The following is a 19,790-nucleotide window of genomic DNA, read 5'->3' as shown; positions in this document are numbered from 1 at the left end:
TTTGCCGTCGATGCGTTCGGTGGGGTCGTAGTGCTTGAACGCGAGCGCCGTGCCAGAGCGCGGGCCTTCGTAGGGGATGCGGCCGATGCCGCGGAAATGCTCGGGGGATTTCTTCATGACAGAGTGAGATGGGTAGCAGCGAACCGGGACGACGGCGACATTTTCGGGAGTCGCGTCGTTGCACAATCACCCCCGGGAACTAACATTAGACTTGAGGAGCGCTTGCCCGCCGTGTGCTCTCGCGCGAGACAAGAGCCGCTGCACCCCGCACCCCATGAACGATCGCCGCACCACGCTCGCTGACGTCGCGAAAGCCGCGGGCGTGCACGTCACCACTGTCTCCCTCGCGCTCCGCAACCACCCGCGTCTGCCGCCCGAGACGCGCGAGCGCCTGCAGGATCTCGCGCGCAAGATGGGCTACACGCCCGATCCGCTGTTGCGCGCGCTGGTCGCCTACCGCGGCCGCAACATGGAGCGCCGCTCGCCGTCGACGCTCGCTTACGTGACGAACTGGGACTCGGCGGTCGGTTGGAAGAAAGTCACCGCGCACCCAAACTTCTACGAGGGCGCGAAGGCGAAGGCCGAGGAACTCGGCTACAAGCTCGAGCATTTCTGGATGCGCGAGCCGGGCCTCACGCACGGCCGGCTCAGCGGCATCCTTGCGGCACGCGGCATCAACGGCGTCATCATCGCTTCGCACCAGCGCGAGGCGGACGACTCGATCCACTTCGAGTGGCAGCGCTTCAGCGCGGTAAAAATCGACTATTTCCCGCACAAGCCCGAGCTGCACAACGTCACCAACGACCAATGCAGCATCATCCGCCTCGCGATGCAGCGCGTCATCGCGGCGGGTTACCGACGCATCGGCTTCGTCATGCACCGCGGCTGGAACTACAGCGTGGATCACTTGTGGTCGGCTGGCTTTCTCTGTGAGCAGGCGAACCTGCCGACGCGTGACCGCGTGCCGATGCTGCTCTTCCCCGATGCGGAGCCGATCGAGGACTGGATGAACGAGTCGAAGACCGACGTGGTCGCGCCGCTCGACCGTTTTCAGGAGTGGTATGAGCGCCACCGGCCCGAAGTGATCATAGCGAAAGCCTCGTTCGTGCAACCGTGCCTCGCCGCGATGAAGCTCCGCGTGCCGCGCGACGTGGCGCTCGTGGACGTATTCCTCGACAGCTTCGATGGGAAGTTCGCAGGCGTCCGTCAAAACTACGAGACCGTCGGTGCGCTTGCAGTCGAGATTCTCGCCGGCCAGCTGCATCACAACAAATTCGGCGTGCCGTCGATCCCAACCACGACCTTTGTCGAGGGCACCTGGTTCGACGGAGCGTCGTGTCCGATCCCGGCGCGGCGCTGATAATTTTCTCCATGAGCATCTACCTTGGCATCGACAGCGGCACGCAAAGCACGAAGTGCGTGGCGCTCGACCTTACAACCGGTCGCGTGATCGCGGAAGCGCGCGCCCCCCACCAACTCATCGCCGGGCTGCCGCCCGGTCACATGGAACAGCACCCGCAGGAATGGGCGGCGGCGATGGAGCACGTGATCGGAGCGGTCGCGGCGAAAATCGACGCGCTGCGCGTGCGTGGCATCGGCATCTCGGGCCAGCAACACGGCTTCGTGCCGCTCGACGAGCACGGTGCGGTCATCCGCCCGGCGAAGCTCTGGTGCGATACGTCGACCGCATCCGAGTGCGCTTTGCTGACGAGGAAGCTCGGCGGTGCGAAAGCGGTCATCCGCGAAACCGGCTTGCCGTTCCTGCCCGGCTACACCGCCGGCAAGATCCTTTGGTTGAAACGACACGAGCCGGCGAACTTCAGAAAGCTGCGCCACGTGTTGCTGCCGCACGATTTCCTTAATTTCCACCTCGCGGGACAGTATTTCATGGAAGCCGGTGACGCCTCGGGCACGGCGCTGTTCGACGTGCGCCGGCGCCGCTGGTCGGCGAAGGTGTGTGCGGCGATCGATCGCAAGCTGATCGACTGTCTGCCGCCGATTTCCGACTCGCGCGCCGCGGCCGGCACGCTGAAAGCCGAGTTGGCGCAACGCTGGGGTTTCGGCGCTGACGTCGTGGTTTCGGCCGGCGGCGGCGACAACATGATGGGCGCGATCGGCACCGGCAATGTCGCGCCCGGTGTCGTCACGGCGTCGTTTGGCACGAGCGGCACGATCTACGCCTTCGCGAAGCAGCCGGTCGTCGATCCGCAGGGCGAAATTGCGGCGTTCTGTTCGTCGACCGGCGGCTGGCTGCCGTTGCTGTGCACGATGAATGTCACGCTCGTCACCGAGCAGATGCGTCAGCTCTTCGGCGCCGATCACGCCGCGATGGAGGCGGCGGTCGCGGCGACGCCGGCGGGTGCGGACGGGTTGTTGTTGCTGCCTTATTTCGACGGCGAGCGGACGCCGAATCTGCCGAACGGACGGGGTGTGCTTTACGGCGTCACGCGACACAACACGACGCCCGGGCACCTCATGCGCGCGGCGATGGAGGGCGTGACGATGGGGATGAACTACGGCCTGCAACGCCTTGACCAACTCGGCATCAAGCCACGCGAGATCCGTCTCACCGGCGGCGGCGCGAAGTCCGCCGCGTGGCGCCAGATCATGGCCGACGTGTTCGGCGTGCCCGTCGTGAAGATGGTCGAGGACGAAGGCGCGGCGCTCGGCGGGGCGTTGCAAGCGGCGTGGTGCGATGCACAGCGGCGCGGTGAGAAACTCGATCTCGCGGCGCTCTGTGCGCGAACCGTGGCGCTCGACGAGTCGAGCCGTTGCGTGCCGGACAAGGCACGCGCGAAGCTTTATCGCACATCGCAGGCGAGGCAAAACGCGCTCAGCGGAGCGCTGCGGCCGATCTTTGGCTGACGCGTCGCCGGCCTCTCAGTCCGAGGGGTCGAGGGACGCGAGGTAGTGCTCGAGCCACGTGAAACCGTCGGGCGCGGTGGTGGAGCCATCGCGCGCATCCCGCGGATCGAGGCCGTTGGCCCGCTCCCAATCGTCCGGGATTCCGTCGCCATCTGCATCGAGTGGCGGCGGCGCTGAATGGTAGAGGGGCCAACCGCCGACGTCGCGTGGGGAGTCGATCATGCGCCCGGTGCGTCCGCGCACCGCAGCGACAATGCGCGTGTCGACGGCATCGCGGCGTGGGAGCACTGCGCCCGCCTGCGCGAGCACGCGGGGAAATGCGTCGACGGCGGGTTCGGAGGCGAGGCCGCTGGCGGGCATTGTCGGCATGGGGGAGCGTCCATCGAAGGGCGCGCGCGAGACGACGATTTTCCACTCCTCGCCGCGCGCGCCGTCGGCGGAAATGCCTTCGACGGTGTTGTCGCGCAGAAAAACCACGGAGCCGGTGCGGACGGTCTTTTCGAGACCCACGCCGAAACGGTTGCGCGTTTGCGGGCCGGGCAGATAGGTGTTGCCGACGATGTCGGCGCGTTGCACTCCGCTGCCCTCGAGGTCGGTGAGGCCCGTCGCGAACCAGCGCCAGTTGTAGACGACGTTGTCGACCACTTCGGCGGAGGTATCGCCTTTGAGGAGCGGGTTGCGGTCCTGGTTGTGGGCGAAAAGATTGTGGTGGACCGAGACGCGTTGCGCATGGTCGCCGACGAGCAGCCCCATGCCATGCGCGCCCTTCGGGTGGAGGCTGTGCTCGAGCGATTCGGCGATCAGGCACCACTGGACCGTGATGTCGTGGCATGGGTGCCAGAGGGAGACGTTCTCGTCGATTGCCCAGCTGATGGAACAGTGGTCGATCACGATGTGGTGGACCGGTTCACGCGGATTGCCGATGCCGATGCCGTCGCGATTGTCGGGATCGGGGCCCGCGAGATCGTCGCCGACGCGGAAGCGAAGGTGACGCACGACGACGTCGTGCGTGCGGATGCGGAGGGCTCCGCCGCGGATGCAAATGCCGTCGCCGGGCGCGGTCTGGCCGGCGATGGTCACGAACGGTTCGTCGAGATTGAGATCGCGCGCGAGGCGGATCGTGCCGCCGACGCGAAACACGACGATGCGCGGACCTTTCGCGCGGAGCGCGGCGGCGAGGCTGCCGGGCCCATCGGGGCCGAGCGTGGTGACCGCGATGACCTGACCCCCGCGGCCACCGGGCGTATCCGTGCCGAAACCTTCGGCACCGGAGAAAGCAGGCATCGCCCCCTGAGCGAAGCCGAGGGTAGCGCACAGCAGGACAAGGAGTGAGAGTCGGGTTCGCGGGCGCATACCGGTGCGGCAAGACGTAGGCACGTCGCAGTCGGGCAGCGAGGATATTGGCGGGTCTCCGCGCTGGGTATCGGCGGGCGTTCAGCCGATCTCGAGCGTTCCCTCGCCGGCGTTCGCGGGCAACGCGATCTCGAGCGTGCCCGGTGCGCGCGACCGCGCCGGCACGCGCCGGCCGTTCCAGCGTGCGGTGTCGGCGGCGGCATCGACGACCGCGAGCACGATCGGGGTCGTGGTGCTGTTGGGCGGAAATCGGAGGCGGGTCCGGAGGCGGGCTGCCGTCGCCTGATGATCGAGGACCAGGCAGTCGTGCCCGCCGGTCACCGCGCCGGGGCGGAAATACGCGGCGAACCAGCTGAGCAGCGGCGGCGTGAGTCCGGCGAACTGGTGCCAGCCGGCGCCGCGTCCGCTTCGCACGATGAAGTGTTCGAAACAACACCCGGTGGCGCGCACTTCGTGCTCCCAGGTGCGCAGTGCCGTCTCCGCGACCTGCCACGCGAGATCGCCTTCGCCGAGATCGAGCAGGGTCTTCCAGAAGAACCACTGATGCGGAAACCAAACGGTGCCGTTCCAGTAGCCGTCGTCGCGGTAATACGGGGCGCTTTGGTCCACGGTGGTGAGGCCGACGTCGGTCCAAAACACGCGCCGGTCGCGCAACCGCTCGAGAAAGAGCGTGCGTTGCGCTGCGGTGCAGATGCCGGCGACGAGCGGGTAGATGCCGTCGAGCCCGCGGTTGAAGTTCGTGCCGCTGTCATGTTGCAGCGGGCCGAGCGGAGCGCCGTGGGCGTCGTGCCGCACGTAGCTGAACCAGCCGCTGGCCGCGTCCCACGCGTGACTTTGGAGGGCGGCGGAAAATTCGGCGATGTCGCGATCGAACTCGGCGGCCGGCTCATCGAGCAGCGGTGCGAGGGCGCGCAGGATCTTCGCGGTGCGGATGGCGTGCGCGGTGTTGACGACGGGGGTGGTGCCTGCGGTCAGCGCCGTGCCGCGGATGAATTTCTGCGGAGGATAGTCGTCCCAGCCGCCGGAATTGTAGAAATAGTCCCAGGTGCGCAACAGGCCGGAACCGAGGTTGCGTGTGGTCGAACCCTCGCTGCGTCCCGCGAGGAAGCGATGCATGCGGCGCGCGGGCGCGAAGAAGCGGCGGAGCAGCGCGGTGTCCTGCGTGCGATTCCAGAGCGCGTGCAGCTGATAGATCTGCACCGGGACGGGACTGCCGTGAAAGGTGAAGGCGGCATCCTCGTCGGCGCGCGAGAGATAGGCGGCGAGATTGTCGACCGAGCGGGCCGGATCGAGTTCGAGCAGGCCCAGGCCGATGAAGCCCGAGTCCCACGTGTAGAGTGAATCCCACCAGCGGCCCGGGGTGTAGTGCCGGATGAATTTCCCGCGGCGGCGAACCGGATAGACGACATTGGTCGCGACGGTGGCGGCGAGACGTTCGATTCCGTAGGCGTAGGTGCGGCCCGCAGCGGTGTGCGGCGGCACGGTGGAACGGCTCGCATCGAGCTCACCGCGAAGCTGCGCGGAGAGATGGGCGAGCTTCGCGCGCACCGCAGCGAGATCGGGGGCGTGGCAGACGAAGGCGGAGAAGTTGCGCCGCTCGCCGGGCGCGAGAAACAGCGGCCGGACGAAAACGTTCGTGTAGTGCCGCAGGCCGCCGAGCTCGAACCGGCGTTTCACATGCTCGTGGGTGTAGAGCGGGAAGTCGTATTCGATACGGTCGGTCAGCCACTCGCGGATCTCGGCGTCGGCGGATTCCCACGCCAGACCGTAGACGCCGGGAATCGCCGCATAGGTGAGGGCGAGCGATGACGAGTCGAGTGACGTAACTTCCGGACGATAGTCGAGCGGCGGGACGTGGAATGCCACGAGCGCGACGTCGGCGCGGCGGACCAGCGCGAAGCCATCGATCTCGATTTCGCTGCCTTCGCTGACCGCGAGCGTGAATCCCTGCGCGGTCGGATCGGCGAGCGGAATCTCGACGATCCGAAATGAGCCGTCGCCCTCGAGGGTCAGATCAGCGGCGTAGAGTCCGGTGCAACTCAGGTGCGTGCGCGCGCCGGCGCCGGAGCGGTAGCGCAGCAACGCCACCGTGTCTGCCGGCGAGAAGCCCGCCGGCCGCGCGTAGCTGACGCGCTGTCCTTCCTTCCGTCCGAACCCGCCGGCCAGCGCGGTGCCGTTGACGCAGCCGTCGCGCCGGACTTCGCCCCAAATCTCGGCGTTGTCCGGCAGGTGCCGTTGCGGAGCCTCCTCGTCGAGCGTGAGCGATTCGTAGTGCGAAGCCTCGAGCCACACGGCGCCTTCGGGCAAGGAGACGCGCGCGGCGCGGAGTGGCGGCTGGCGATACGGGCCCGCTTCCGGGAAGTGGAGCGAGGCGAGGAAGTGCAGCGAGAGCTGCTGGGGCTCCGCCGTGGCGTTGACGAGCTGCGCGCGGATCGAGGTGCCGCCGTGTTCCTGATCAAAGATGAGATCGGCGTAGAAGTCTTCGAGTCCGCCGAGGGGATAGCGCAGCGTGTAGTGTCTGAGGTCGGGCGTGGCGCTCCACGGCTGAAAGCCCGAGTCGTAGGTCACCATCGGGACAGACTGCCGGCGACGATAGAGTCCGGGGAAAACGGCCAGATCGAAGCGCAGGCCGCTGGCGGGATCCGGCAGGTGCGAAACGCCGGCGAGGTGTTTCGTGTAGGGTCCCCACGCGGGCAGCCGCAAATCGCCGTGGTCGCTCAGCCCGGCCAGCAGATCGACGCGGGGACGGGCGGCGGGCGCTTCGGAGCTTCGCGCGCGCAACACCACGGCGGATGCGAGGAGGGACGTGCTGCGGATGAATTCTCGGCGGGTCACGGCGGGGCAGGGGTGCACGCGTTTAATCCGTGGCTTTGCCTGCGAAAAGGGCGCTCAAAGGCAAATTGTTACCCTGCGCCGGCTCCGAGCGAAAAATCGACTGCACGCGACATTGGAGTTTCCTTTTCCGCGCCGGACGCTATCCGCGTGTTTCCGTATGCCAGTGACGATGCGAGATGTGGCGGAGCGAGCCCGGGTGTCGGTCGCGACCGTGTCGAAATGCCTGCGCAGTCGCGGCAACATCTCGGCCGCGACGCGCGCCGAGGTGCTGCGTCTGGCGGAGGAAATGGGTTATCGCACCCATCCGTTCGTCTCCGCGCTGATGCAGACGCGCCGGCGCAAGCGCACGAGCGGTGCGCAACAGCCGGTGCTCGCCTACGTGACGGCGTTTCAGACGCACGACGGCTGGGCGAAGATGCCGTCACCGCTCTTGCGGTTGTTGTTTGACGGCGCCAAGGAGCGCGCGGCGGGGCGCGGTTATCAGCTGTCGCATTTCTGGCTCTATCGCGACGGCATGAGCAACCAGCGGTTCAGCGAGATGCTGCGTGCGCGCGGAGTGCGCGGCGTGTTCCTCACACCGCTGCCGCGACTCGGGATGCAGATCGACTTGAAGTGGGAGTATTTTTCGGTCGTGGCGCACGGCTTGAGCATTGCCCATCCGGTGTTTCACCGGACGTCGAACGACCACTACCAGTCGATGATGCTCGCGCTGCACGAATGCCACCGGAACGGCTACCGGCGCCCGGGCTTCGTCATGGACGGGCCGTTGTGCCAGCGGCTCGAGCATCGTTGGGAGGCGGCGTTCATGATCGAGCGGGAGAAGCTCGGCTTCGACACCGGCGTGCGCTCGCTGCTTTACCAGACGTGGGATGCAGACGAAGTGCGGCGCTGGGTGCGGCGCGAGAAGCCAGACGTGATGATCTCGCTGTTGCAGGAAGATCAGATGCAGCAACTCGCGGCGCGCGGGCTGCGCATGCCGGAGGAACTCGGATTGGTGAGTCTGTCCGTGCACGATCCGGAGAGTCGCATCTCCGGCATCCACCAGAATGCGCGACTCATCGGACGGGTGGCGGTCGACAAGTTGATCGACCTGGTCGAGCGAAACGAGAGTGGCGTGCCCGAGGATCCCATCACGCTGACCATCGAGGGCAAATGGCATCCCGGCCACACGCTGCACTATCTGCCGGCGGACGACCGCGCCGGGCATCACGTCATTTAGCGACGCGGGATAAATCCCACAGCGTCAAGCCGCGTAAGTCACGGGGCGGGCGGCTGCGCCGCAGCAGCAGGCTGGCCGGGTAACCAGTGCCGACGCAGACGACGAGCGCGGCGAAGCCTTGGAAGAACGGGTTGACGGTCGTGAATGTTTGCAGCGCGGCCGTGCCGACAATGCTCGCGAGCGCTCCGACCATGACGCCGGGGGCGTTGGCGCGGCGGGTGAGCAGGCCGAGCGCGAACACTCCAGGCAACCCGCCGCCGAGCAGCGCGGCGAGCTTCAGCACCTGATCCCAGAGCGACGGCACGTTGAGGCTGGCGAGATACGCGGCCATTGCGGTCGCCGCGCAGCCGGCGACGACCGTGGCGAGCCGCGCGACGCGCAACCGGATCCGGTCGCCCGGCTCGCGCCGCCAGAGCGGCAGGAAATCGGTGGCGACGATCGTGGCGGCCGAATTCACGTCGCTGCTCAGCGCGCCCATCGCCGAGGCGAGCACGCTGGCGATGACCAAGCCGACGACGCCGTGCGGCAGCTCGTTGACGATGAAGTAGGGGAAGATCGCGTCGTTCGCCATGCCGGCCGGCGGCGGAGGGTGACCGCGGTAGAAAGCGAACAGCGCGGTGCCGACGAAGAAGAACAACACCGAGCTCGGCAGACCGAGCAACGCCCCGAGCGCGACCGTGCGGCGGGCCGCGCGTTCGTCGGCCGTTGCGAATACGCGCTGCATCAGCGACTGGTCGCTGAGCTGGAAAAAGACCGTGCGTGCCATCAGACCGGCGAAGACCCACACGGTCGGCTCGGTGAAATTCCATTCCCAGGACACGGCGGCCAGCTTGCCCTCGCGCAGGCCCACTTCCCAGATGCCGCCGAAGCCGCCCGGCACGCCGGCCGCCATATAGCACAAGGCCAGGGCGACCCCGCCGAACACGACCGCGAATTGAAAGACGTCGGTCCACAGCACCGCGACGAACCCGCCCAACATCGCGTAGGCGACAGTCACGCCGCCGAGCAGCACGATGCATGCATAGACGTTGAAGCCGGTCAGCGAGGCGAGTGCGAGCGAGGGCAGCAGCATCACGACACTCATGCGCCCGAACACCTTCAGCAGCACGCTCAGGGTCGCACCGAGCAAGCGCACTTCCGCGCCGAAGCGCCGGTCGAGGTATTCGAAGACGGTCGTGATGTTCAAGCGGCGGAGTGCGCCGACGAAGCAGAACGCGATCACGAGTGTCGCGAACGCCTGCGCCGGCGCCGAGCCGATCGCGCGCCAGTCGGTCGCGTAGCTTTTCGCCGGCACCGCCATGAAGCTGATGCTCGTGGTCGCGGTGGCGTAGAAGCTGATGCCGGCCGCCCACCAGCGCACGCGGCGATCGCCGCGGAAAAAGTGCTCGGACGATTGCCGATGACGCGACAGCCACCAGCCGACCAGAAGATTCACCGCGAGATAGGCGCAGAGGATAGCGTAGTCCACCCAGTCGAACGAGTGAAACGTGGCGGAGGCGAGCGCGGTGGGGGCGGGCATGGCGCGGGAAAACGCGCGGGACCCTGAGCCGCGCGGCAGCGCCATGCAACAACGATGAGCGTTCGCATGTGCCGCTGGCGTCCCGTATCACGCGGGGCCGACGCGCGGGTAACAATTTACCTCCGCGCTCCCTTTACTCCCCGTCCGCGTTGGCCAGAGCTGACCGCCGTTCCACCCCGTTTACCCCGCATGAGTTTTTCGCGGCTGCATTTCACCCCGTCCCTGCGCGTGATCGTTCGCGCGACCCGCGCCTGGCCGTCTCGGCGTTCGTTCGGCGCTGCGCTCGTCGCCGCGGTCGTGCTGGCGCTCCCTGCGCTCGCGGCCACCACCGCGCCTAAACTCGATTGGGCGGACGTGCCCGCGATCCTCGCGCGTATCACGCCGCCGCAGTTTCCCGCGCGCGAGTTCGACATCACGGCGTTCGGGGCGAAGGGCGATGGGGAAACCGACAGCCTCCCGGCGGTGCGCGCCGCGATCGCCGCCGGCGTCGCGGCGGGCGGCGGCCACGTCGTCGTTCCCGCCGGCACCTACCTCCTGAACGGACCGATTCACCTGCAGAGCAACATCGACCTGCATCTCGCCGAAGGCGCGACGCTGCGTTTCAGCGGTCGCCCGGCGGATTTCCTGCCCGTTGTCCTGACGCGGTGGGAGGGCGTGATCCTCTACAACTACTCGCCGATGATCTACGCGCGCGGTGCGGAGAATGTGGCGATCACCGGCCGCGGCACGATCGACGGCAATGCGCGCCGGGAGTTCCGCCAGTGGGCCATGGACATCTCGAAGCTCCAGGATCGCGCGCAGGAAATCAGCCGGCGCATGGGCGCCGAGGGCACGCCGCTGGCCGAGCGCCAATTCGGCGAGGGTTCTTACCTACGCCCGAGTTTGATCCAGCCCTACGAGTGCCGGAACGTGCTCATCGAGGGCGTGACCTTCAAGGACTCGCCGTTCTGGGTCGTGCACCCGACGTTCTGCACGAACGTCACGGTGCGCGGCGTCACCGTGGAAAGCCTGCTGATCAACAACGACGGTTGCGATCCCGACTCGTGCACGGACGTGCTGATCGAAAATTGCCGGTTCCTCACCGGCGACGACGGCATCGCGCTGAAGGCCGGCCGCGACGCCGATGCCTGGCGCGACGGCCGCCGCACGGAGAACGTGATCATCCGAAACTGCCTCTTCCAATCGAAGATCAACGCGCTGTGCATCGGCAGCGAGATGTCGGCCGGCGTTCGCCACGTGTTCATGGAGGATTGCCGGGTGGAGGAGGGCGAGTCCTGCATCTATTTCAAGTCGAACGCCGATCGCGGCGGCTTCATCGAGAACGTCCGCGTGCGGCGCGTGGCGATCGACCTCTCGCGGGCCGGCGTCGTGCGCTTCGAGACGAATTATCACAGCTATCGCGGCGGCAACGCGCCGACGGCTTACCGTGACTTCGTGATCGAGGACGTCACCTGCGCCAACGCGACCAACTACGCCATCTTCGCCGAAGGCACGCCGCAGTCGCCGATCGAAGACGTCCTGTTGCGCAACGTCGCCGTCACGCAGGCGCGGGAGGCGCTCTTTCTTCGCCACGCTGTCTCGCTGCGGCTCGACAACGTTCAGGTGAACGGACGCCCGTTGCCCGAGCATCCTCCGGCCACGCCGGAAAGCACCGCGAAGCTTCCCATCCGGCTCTGACCGCGCTCTCCGATTTTCCCCTAAACCCCGAGGCCATCATGCAAATCCCCCCCGTAAACTCCCGCGGCATCTGGCGCACGAGTGCGTTCGCGGCCGCCGTGTTCGCCGGCGCGCTCGCGTCCGCCCAGACGACCGCTCCGTCGAGTGCCACCACGTCCACCACCACCACCGCCGCCGTTCCGGTCGTCGCAAAAGACGATGTCACGGTCCAGCTCGACACCTTCGTCGTGACCGGCATCCGCGCGGGCATCGAGTCGTCGATCGCCGCGAAGAAGGAGTCCGTCTCCATCGTCGAATCGATCACCGCCGAGGACATCGGCAAGCTGCCCGACGTGAGCATCGCCGAGTCCGTCGCGCGTCTGCCCGGCCTCGCCGCGCAACGCGTCGATGGCGCGGCGCAAGTCATCTCCGTCCGCGGCCTCGCGCCGGATTTCGCAACCACGCTGTTGAACGGCCGCGAGCAGGTCAGCACCGGCGACAACCGCGGCGTCGAGTTCGACCAATATCCTTCCGAGCTGATCAACCGCGTGCTCGTGCAAAAGACGCCCGACGCCAGCCTCATCAGCCAGGGACTCTCCGGCACGATCGGGTTGCGCACGATCAGTCCGCTCGCGCTCAATCATCGCACGCTCGCGGTGAACGTCCGTGGCGAGCGCAAGACGCTCAACAATCTCGGCGCCGACTCGAAGACCACGGGCAATCGCATCAGCGCGACCTACGTCGACCAATTCGCCCATAAGACCATCGGCGTCGCTCTGGGCTACGCACACATGGAATCGCCGATCCTCGCGCAGGAATTCGGCACCTACGGATGGTCGACGAACCAGACGGCGAACGCGAACCGCACCGGCTTCGCGGCCGGCACGACGCTCACCAGCGGCATCAAGACCTTCGCTCGCAGCGGCATGAATACGCGCGACGGCTTCATGGGCGTGCTCGAGTGGCGCCCGACCGCGTCCTTCACGTCGGTGATCGACGCCTACTATTCCAAGTTCCGCCGCGAGCAGACCAACCGCGGCATCGAGACCCGCCTCGACGGCAACCGCGGCAGCCTCACTGCGCCGTTCCTGCCGGTCCAGGCCCTGGCCTTCACGCCGGGCAAGCTCTACAACAACGCACTGCTCTCGGCGACCGTCGCCAATGTCTACCCCGCGGTCCGCAACATGTATAACGACCGCGTCGACAAACTTTCCGCCATCGGCTGGAACGGCCAATACCGCACCGCGAAGTGGGTCCTCAGCGCCGACGTGAGCCACTCGAAGGCCGAGCGCCACGAACTCAATCTCGAGACGCAAGCCGCGCAGCGTTCCGCCACCAACGCGCCCGTCGGCGACACGGTGACCTACGATCTCACGCCCGACGGTTTCCCGACCGTCTCCTACGGCCTCAACTACGCCGACCCGAGCACCGTGAAGATCGGACCGACCATCTTCCGCGCCGGTTACGGCAAGGTGCCCTCGATCAAGGACGAGCTCACCTCCTACCGCGTCACCGCCTCGCGCAGCCTCAGCAAATTCTTCGACAACGTCGAAGTCGGCTTCAACTACGGCGACCGGCAGAAGGTCAAGGATCAGCCCGAGCAGCGCCTGATCGAGAAAACCACGGACCTCCCGCTCTCCGTCGCCGCTGACGCTTTGCTGCCGAACTCCACGCTCGCCTTCGCCGGCACGCCCGCGGCCTTGAGCTGGGACGTGCCGAGAATCCTCGCGCTCGGCGTCAACTACGCGCCGTTTACGCCCGGCTACGGCACGTCCGGCATCGGATCGTCGACCGGCGCCGCCGCCGACCTCGCGTCGAAGCGCTGGAAGGTCATGGAGGACCTCGCGACGTCCTACCTGCAGTTCAACATCGATTCGATGCTCGGCGCCGTGCACGTGCGCGGCAACCTCGGCGCGCAAGTCATCGGCGTGGATCAATCCTCCAGCGCCGACTACGTCGACCGCCGCGAGCCGGTCCTCGCGAACCAGATCAAGCGCCGCACCGACGGCAAGAAATACACCGATGTGCTTCCGAGCCTGAATCTCTCCTTCGAGCTCCCGCACCAGCAGGTGCTGCGCGTCGCCGCCGCCAAGCAGGTCGCCCGCCCGCGTCTCGACCAGATGCGCGCGTCGCTCGATTTCTCCGTCAACGGCGCCAACGGCCAGCCCAGTGCCACCGGCGGCAACCCGCGCCTCGACCCGTGGCGCGCGAACGCCTTCGACATCTCCTACGAGAAATATTTCGCCACCAAGGGCTACGTCGCACTCGCCGGATTCTACAAGGACATCAAGAGCTACGTCTTCGACCTTACGACGGAGAATTACGATTTCTCCGAGTTCACCGCGGGCGATCCGACGGTCACGTCGCCGTTCGGTCGCTTCAGCCAGCCGCTCAACGGTCGCGGCGGCAGCCTCAAGGGTCTCGAGCTCACCGTGTCGGTGCCGCTGCAACTGCTCGCGCGTCCGCTCGACGGATTCGGCGTGGTCGGCAGCGTCTCGCGCAACGACAGCGCGATCACGATCGATAACACGAACATCGGCTCCAACGTGATGCTGCCCGGTCTGTCGAAGACGGTTTCCAGCCTGACGTTCTACTACGAGAAGAGCGGCTTCTCCGCCCGCGTCAGCCGTCGCTGGCGCTCGGACTTCGTCGGTGAAATCACAGCCTTCGCCAACACCCGCGCACTGCGCTTCGTGAGTGGCGAGGCGGTCGTCGATGCCCAGGTCGGCTACACGTTCCGCGACGGCAAGCTCAAGGGCCTCGGCATTCTGCTCCAGGCCTACAATCTCACCGACTCGGCTTATCGCACCTATCGCGAGACGCACGCGCAGATCGAGGAATTCCAGCGTTACGGCCGGACCTACCTCCTCGGCGCGAACTATCGCTTCTGATTGGTTAGGCAGGCGCGGCCGCGACGCGTGGGGGCGTCGGGCCGCGCCTCGTTTTGGCTGGTCCTCGCCGCGCTGCCCGCGACGATGCCTGCTCCCCACCGCCACCGCTGTTGCCCATGCCCGCTCTCATCGCCGAAGTCCGCCGGACAGTGAGTCCATTTTGCCTCGCGGTGTCTCTCGCGCTGACAGCCCTCGCACAGGACGCAGGCGAAAGCGCGACGGTGCCGGTCGCCGTGCCGCGTTTCACGCATCCCGGTGCGGGGCAGACCTTCTACTTCGTCCTGACCGATCGCTTCGCCAACGGTTCGACCGCGAACGACGGCGGCGAGCTTCCGGCCGACGACCCGATGAGCGGTTTCGATCCGGCGCGCCTCACGCATTTTCACGGCGGCGACTTCGTCGGCCTGACGGCGCGGCTCGATTACCTGCAAAATCTCGGGATCACGGAGGTGTGGGTGACACCTCCGTTTCGCAACCTCGCGGTGCGCACGCGTCCGGACGGCCGGCAGTCGACCGGCTATCACGGCTACTGGGGACTCGATTTCCTGCACATCGATCCGCACCTCGGCACCGACGCGGAGTTCCGGACCTTCGTCGACGCTGCGCACGAGCGCGGCATCCGCGTCACGATGGACATCGTGGTGAACCACACCGCCGACGTGATTCGCTACGCCGACGGCACCGACTACATCGATACGAAGACGGCCCCGTTTCGCGATGCCGCGGGGCAGCCGTTCGATCTCCGCGCGGCGGCCTACAACGGTCTGAACGATCCCGCGGCGTTTCCCGCGCTGTCGGCCGAGCGCAGTTTCCCGCGCCGTCCGCTTGTGCCCGTGGGGCAGGAGAACGTGAAGAATCCCGCGTGGCTGAACGATCCCACGCTCTATCACAATCGCGGCGACTTGAGCAAAGCCGCGCCCGAATCGGCGATCTACAGCGATTTTCGCGGCCTCGACGGCATCATGACCGAGCACCCGCGTGTCGTGCGCGGATTCATCGACGTGTTTCGCCATTGGATCGAGGACGTCGGCGTGGACGGTTTCCGCATCGACACGGCGAAGCACGTCAACGCGGAGTTCTGGCAGGCCTTCGCGCCGGCGATGCGCGCGGCGGCGCGAGCGCGCGGGCGGACGGATTTCTTGGAATTCGGCGAAGTGGTCGGACAGGGCGGCGATCCGGCCTATCTGAGCGGTTTCTCCGTCGCGTGGCCGCTCGACGCGACGCTGGATTTCGGGTTCTCCGGCGCGGCGCGCGCCTACGTTTCGCAAACGGGCCCGGCCGCGGCGCTGCAGACATTTTTCGAGCGCGACGACTACTACACCGATCACGACAGCAACGCGCATTCGGCCACGATCTTCCTCGGCAATCACGACGCGGGCCGCTTCGGTTTCGCGCTCGTGACGGACAATCCGTCCGCGCCGTCGGCGTTGCTGCTCGATTTGACGAAATTCGCGCACGGGCTGCTGCTCCTCTCCCGCGGGCAGCCGGTGATCTACTACGGCGACGAGCAGGGCATGGTCGGTCGCGGCGGCGATCACGATCACGCGCGCGAGGACATGTTCCCCGCGCAGGCCGACGAGTTCCGCCAAGCGACGCTGCTCGGCACCGCGCGCACCGGCGCCGAGGACAAGTTCGATCCGCAGCATCCGCTGTATCGCCTGATCGCAGCGCTCGCGAAACTGCGCGCGCAACATCCCGCCCTGCGCACCGGGGCGATGTTGCTGCGGGCGACGGATGCGCCGGGCATCTTTGCGTTTTCGCGACTGGATCGCGCCGAGCGCGTCGAATACCTGGCCGTCTTCAACAACTCGCGCACCGAGGCGGTCACGGCGCGCGTGCCGACGAGTCAGCCGGCGCACGCAAGGCTCGCCACGCTCTTCACTTCGGTCGAGGCGGGACCGACGAGCGACCTCACGGTCGACGACGCGGGCATGGCGTCGGTGACTCTGGCGCCGTTGCAATTTTCCGTGTGGCGCGCGCAGCGTGCGTTGCCGGCTCCGGCGGATGGGCCGCGGATTTCCCTTGTCGCACCGGTGGCGGGAGCCGCGCTCGTGAACGGTTCGCGCGAGATCGAGGGCACGATTTTCCCACTGCGGCAGGAAATTCGCGCCGAGGTCGCCGGCGGGGATGGCGCGGCGGAAGTCACCTTCACGTTTGCGCGCGCGTCGCGTCCGGGGCAATCCGAACTGATCGGCACCGACGATGCGCCGCCGTATCGCGTTTTTTGGCAGCCGCCGCCCGACATCGCGCCGGGCGAAACGGTGGTTTTCACTGCGACGGTGAACGATCTGCGCGGCCACCGTGTGGCCGCGCGGAGCGCGTCGTTCATCTGGTCCGGTGCGCCGCCCGAGGGAAGCATTCGCGGGGCGGAAACGCCGCACCTGCGCACGCCGCTGCCGGCGGCGCGTGAGTTGGCGGCGGGAGAGGAATTGGTGCTCGCGGCCGATTTCGCGGGCACGCCGGCGCTGGAATTTCAGTGGCTGCGCGACGGCGAAGCGATCGCCGGCGCGACGGATGCGACACTGCGCCTGCCGTCGAGTCAGGCGCGTCCAGGCGATTACGCGGTGATGGCGCACAACCTCGCGGGCACCGCGGTGAGCACATCGGTGCGAGTGCGCCGGAGGTAACAATTTCCCCTCGGCGGGACTTTAAGCCGGCCGTGGACGGCGTAGACCGGACGCGCACCCCTCAACCCCGCGGCCGCGCGCTTTCCCCGGTGTCGTGGCCGTCTCACCCCTGCGTCGCCGTGTGCGGCGCCTTACTCCGATGAATAATCCCTGTGTCATCGCGTCCGCTGGCGGGCGCTTCCGGCCGGCGTTCGCCTGGCTGTCTGCATTGACGATGTTGGCTCTGCTCACGACCACGACTTCCGCGTGGGCGGCCAATATTTTTACCCTCAACCAGAAGTTCGACTCGCTGGCGACCGATTCGACGCCAGGCAGTCCGTGGAGCGTCGTCTCGACCGGCGGCGGCTCCGTGCTCGTGAAGGAGGAACTCAACGCCCACGACAAGAGCGTGCGCATCCAGAAGCTGCTCACGTCGGGCACGTCGAGTTTGTCCACGGCGCTCGGCAGTCTGAGTGGACGCGTCGTGTTCGAGGCGCGCGTGATGGCGCGGGAGACGGCGGGTTTCCGCGCGGTGCCCTACGTCTACAACAGCGGCGGCGCGACCGTGGCGTCGGTCGCGTTTCAGGATGGCAACATCCGCGCCTACGTGGGCGCCACTTCGACGGCGGTGCAGAGTTTCGCGATCAACGTCTGGTATCACCTGCGCCTCGTGATCGACACGAACACCGATCAATTCGATCTCTACGTCGACGGCGCGCAGCGGTTGAGCAAGGCCGCGCTGCGCAGTGCGACGACAAACGTGGCGGCGCTCAGCTATTTCATGGATGGGACGAACACCGGCACTTTCTACGTCGATACCGTGCGCGTCTATACGGAGCCGTCGACGGTGTTGGCGGAGCGCTTCGATACGCTCGCGCCCGATGCGACGCCGGCGAGTCCGTGGACGGTCGTCTCGACCGGCGGCGGATCGGTCAGCGTGAAGACCGTGCCGTTTGCCGACGACAAGAGCGTGCGGGTGCAGAAGCTGAACCCGTCGGGCACGTCGAGCCTGGCGACCACGTTCGCGGACCAGAGCGGCCGCGTCGTCTTCGAGGCGGATGTGATGGCGCGGGAGACGGCGGGCGCACGGGCGTTGCCCTACATCTACAACAGCGGCGGGACGACGGTGGCGTCGGTGTTGTTCGAGGACGGCAACATCAAGGCCTACGTCGGTGGCACGAAGACGACCGTGCAGGCGTTCGAGCCGGATGTGTGGTATCGCGTGCGCGTGGTCGTCGACACCGGCACCGACGAGTTCGATCTCTATGTCGATGGCGTGCGCAAGATGAACGACCAGCCGTTGCGCGCCGCGACCGCGTCCGTGAACAAGGTGAGCTTCTTCATGGACGGCACGAACACCGGCACGTTCTACGTCGACGGCGTGCGCATCTACAACGAGGCGACCTTCATCGGCGCCGCGCCGACGCCAGTCTACGACGTGCGTTCCTACGGTGCGACCGGCAACGGCTCGACCAACGACACGACGGCGATCCAGAACGCCATCAACGCCTGCGCCGGCACCGGCGGCTCGGTGTTGCTGACGGCCGGCACGTATCGCACCGGCACGCTCACGCTCGGCAGCAACATGACGTTCTTCATCGATCCGACGGCGACCTTGCTCGGCAGCGCGAATGCGGCGGATTATCCGGCGCAGACCTCCGGCACCGGCAACACGCAGGTGAGCAAGAACTGCAAGCGCGCGCTCCTCTACGTGCCGAGTCGCTCGCAAGTGCGCATCGACGGCGGCGGCGCGATCGACGGGCAGGGCGACTCCTTCGGCGGCGCCGAGGGCGATCGGCCGATGCTGATCTGGTCGGTGCTCTCCAACAACGTCGCGATCCAAAACCTCTACCTGAAGAAAGGCGCGGTCTGGAGCCTCGTGAGCATGGAGTCGGACCAAGTGCTCATTTCGAACATCAACCTTCAGAGCAACAACATCACCCACGACGGCATCGATGTCGTCGATGGCGCCGACATCATCGTGCAAAACTGCCAGGTGCGCAGCGGCGACGACGCGATGTGCCTCAAGACCGGCGTGCGGCGCGGCATCGACACGATGACGATTCGCGACTCCGTCTTCGGCGGCGACGGCACGTCGGGCGGCTCGAACGGCATCAAGTTCGGCACTGCGACCTACGGCGGCTTCTACGCGCTCGATATCCACGACAACTACGTGAAGGACGTCCAATACGCCGCCATGGCCTTGGAATCGCGTGAGGGCGCGGACGTGGATCAGATCCGCTTTCGGCGCGTGGAGTTCGCCAACGTCGGCAGCGCGTTCTTCGTCTATCTGGCGCAGCAGGCGACGACGCATCCCGTCGGCGACGTGCCGAAGCTCGGCTCGATGAACGCGGTGTCTTTCACGGACATCACCGGCTGGACCACGAATTGGCCGAACTCGCCGCATCAGGCCGCGCTCATCACCGGCCACATCTACAACGGCACGACCTACAAGATCACCAATCTGGCATTCACGAACACCAACGTCCTTTTCGAAGGCGGCCGCACGAGCGTGCCCGGCACGCCGCCGGAAGCCACGCCGGGTCAATATCCGGAATCGAACATGTTCGGAGACTTGCCGCCGTGGGCGTATTACCTGCGCCACGTCAACGGCGTGACCTTCAGCGGCTGCAGCTCGACCTTGGTGAACTCGGACGTGCGCTCGAAGCTCGTCACGAGCGACGTCACCGGCCTCGTCGGCACGCCGTAACGGCCGCCGGCCAAAGGAAAACCCGCGTCGTCCAGAGGATGGCGCGGGTTCTCTAACGTGGTGACGGAGACACGAATTCAGCTCGGACCAGATGACGCGGCCGGAATGGGGCGATCGCGAAAGATAGGACGAACTC

10 protein-coding genes are annotated in these 19,790 nt (G+C 66.8%); 7 read left to right on the top strand and 3 right to left on the bottom strand.

The window, feature by feature from the left end:
* Window positions 1-274 precede the first annotated feature (274 nt).
* Together KF715_21795 and xylB are read left to right on the top strand one after the other, a co-directional pair.
* Window positions 275-1,360, top strand: coding sequence for a LacI family DNA-binding transcriptional regulator (locus KF715_21795; GenBank protein MBX3739337.1), 1,086 nt, complete (start codon window positions 275-277; stop codon window positions 1,358-1,360).
* An 11-nt stretch (window positions 1,361-1,371) separates the two neighbouring features.
* Entirely contained in the window at window positions 1,372-2,865 is a 1,494-nt protein-coding gene (xylB, locus tag KF715_21790) for a xylulokinase (protein ID MBX3739336.1), read from the top strand.
* A 15-nt stretch (window positions 2,866-2,880) separates the two neighbouring features.
* Here xylB and KF715_21785 read toward each other — a convergent pair whose 3' ends face one another.
* Both KF715_21785 and KF715_21780 read right to left on the bottom strand, forming a co-directional pair.
* On the bottom strand, window positions 2,881-4,149 hold the full coding sequence (locus tag KF715_21785; protein MBX3739335.1) for a hypothetical protein: 1,269 nt from the start codon (window positions 4,147-4,149) through the stop codon (window positions 2,881-2,883).
* Between the two features lie 150 nt (window positions 4,150-4,299).
* Window positions 4,300-7,053: a hypothetical protein gene (locus KF715_21780; protein MBX3739334.1), complete on the bottom strand. Its 2,754-nt coding sequence runs from the start codon at window positions 7,051-7,053 to the stop codon at window positions 4,300-4,302.
* Between the two features lie 157 nt (window positions 7,054-7,210).
* On the opposite strand from KF715_21780, the gene KF715_21775 reads away from it, so the two are divergent.
* The gene (locus KF715_21775; GenBank protein ID MBX3739333.1) at window positions 7,211-8,272 is read left to right on the top strand and encodes a LacI family DNA-binding transcriptional regulator; all 1,062 of its coding nucleotides are present in this window, start codon (window positions 7,211-7,213) and stop codon (window positions 8,270-8,272) included.
* On the opposite strand, the gene KF715_21770 is transcribed toward KF715_21775, so the two are convergent.
* Window positions 8,265-9,791 carry a sodium/solute symporter gene (locus KF715_21770; protein MBX3739332.1) on the bottom strand — a complete coding sequence of 509 codons (1,527 nt, stop codon included), beginning with the start codon at window positions 9,789-9,791 and terminating at the stop codon, window positions 8,265-8,267. The two genes, KF715_21775 and KF715_21770, sit on opposite strands and share 8 nt — an antisense overlap.
* Before the next feature lie 189 nt (window positions 9,792-9,980).
* On the opposite strand from KF715_21770, the gene KF715_21765 reads away from it, so the two are divergent.
* From KF715_21765 to KF715_21750, 4 genes are all read left to right on the top strand, one after another.
* Window positions 9,981-11,468: a glycoside hydrolase family 28 protein gene (locus KF715_21765; protein MBX3739331.1), complete on the top strand. Its 1,488-nt coding sequence runs from the start codon at window positions 9,981-9,983 to the stop codon at window positions 11,466-11,468.
* A gap of 38 nt (window positions 11,469-11,506) precedes the next feature.
* The gene (locus KF715_21760; GenBank protein MBX3739330.1) at window positions 11,507-14,338 is read left to right on the top strand and encodes a TonB-dependent receptor; all 2,832 of its coding nucleotides are present in this window, start codon (window positions 11,507-11,509) and stop codon (window positions 14,336-14,338) included.
* Between the two features lie 116 nt (window positions 14,339-14,454).
* Entirely contained in the window at window positions 14,455-16,965 is a 2,511-nt protein-coding gene (locus KF715_21755; GenBank protein MBX3739329.1) for a hypothetical protein, read from the top strand.
* 139 nt (window positions 16,966-17,104) lie between these two features.
* Complete coding sequence (locus KF715_21750; protein MBX3739328.1) at window positions 17,105-19,654, top strand: hypothetical protein; 2,550 nt, start codon at window positions 17,105-17,107, stop codon at window positions 19,652-19,654.
* Window positions 19,655-19,790: the final 136 nt, after the last annotated feature.

This window comes from Candidatus Didemnitutus sp. (assembly GCA_019634575.1).
Lineage (GTDB): Bacteria > Verrucomicrobiota > Verrucomicrobiia > Opitutales > Opitutaceae > Didemnitutus.
The sequence above is the reverse complement of the archived record's forward strand: the minus strand, read 5'-3'. Positions and strand labels throughout refer to the sequence as shown.

Coding starts and splice junctions, on each gene's coding strand:
- KF715_21785 (MBX3739335.1), bottom strand. CDS start 4,149: ATGCCTGCTTTCTCCGGTGCCGAAGGTTTCGGCACGGATACGCCCGGT.
- KF715_21795 (MBX3739337.1), top strand. CDS start 275: ATGAACGATCGCCGCACCACGCTCGCTGACGTCGCGAAAGCCGCGGGC.
- KF715_21775 (MBX3739333.1), top strand. CDS start 7,211: ATGCCAGTGACGATGCGAGATGTGGCGGAGCGAGCCCGGGTGTCGGTC.
- xylB (MBX3739336.1), top strand. CDS start 1,372: ATGAGCATCTACCTTGGCATCGACAGCGGCACGCAAAGCACGAAGTGC.
- KF715_21750 (MBX3739328.1), top strand. CDS start 17,105: ATGAATAATCCCTGTGTCATCGCGTCCGCTGGCGGGCGCTTCCGGCCG.
- KF715_21765 (MBX3739331.1), top strand. CDS start 9,981: ATGAGTTTTTCGCGGCTGCATTTCACCCCGTCCCTGCGCGTGATCGTT.
- KF715_21770 (MBX3739332.1), bottom strand. CDS start 9,791: ATGCCCGCCCCCACCGCGCTCGCCTCCGCCACGTTTCACTCGTTCGAC.
- KF715_21760 (MBX3739330.1), top strand. CDS start 11,507: ATGCAAATCCCCCCCGTAAACTCCCGCGGCATCTGGCGCACGAGTGCG.
- KF715_21755 (MBX3739329.1), top strand. CDS start 14,455: ATGCCCGCTCTCATCGCCGAAGTCCGCCGGACAGTGAGTCCATTTTGC.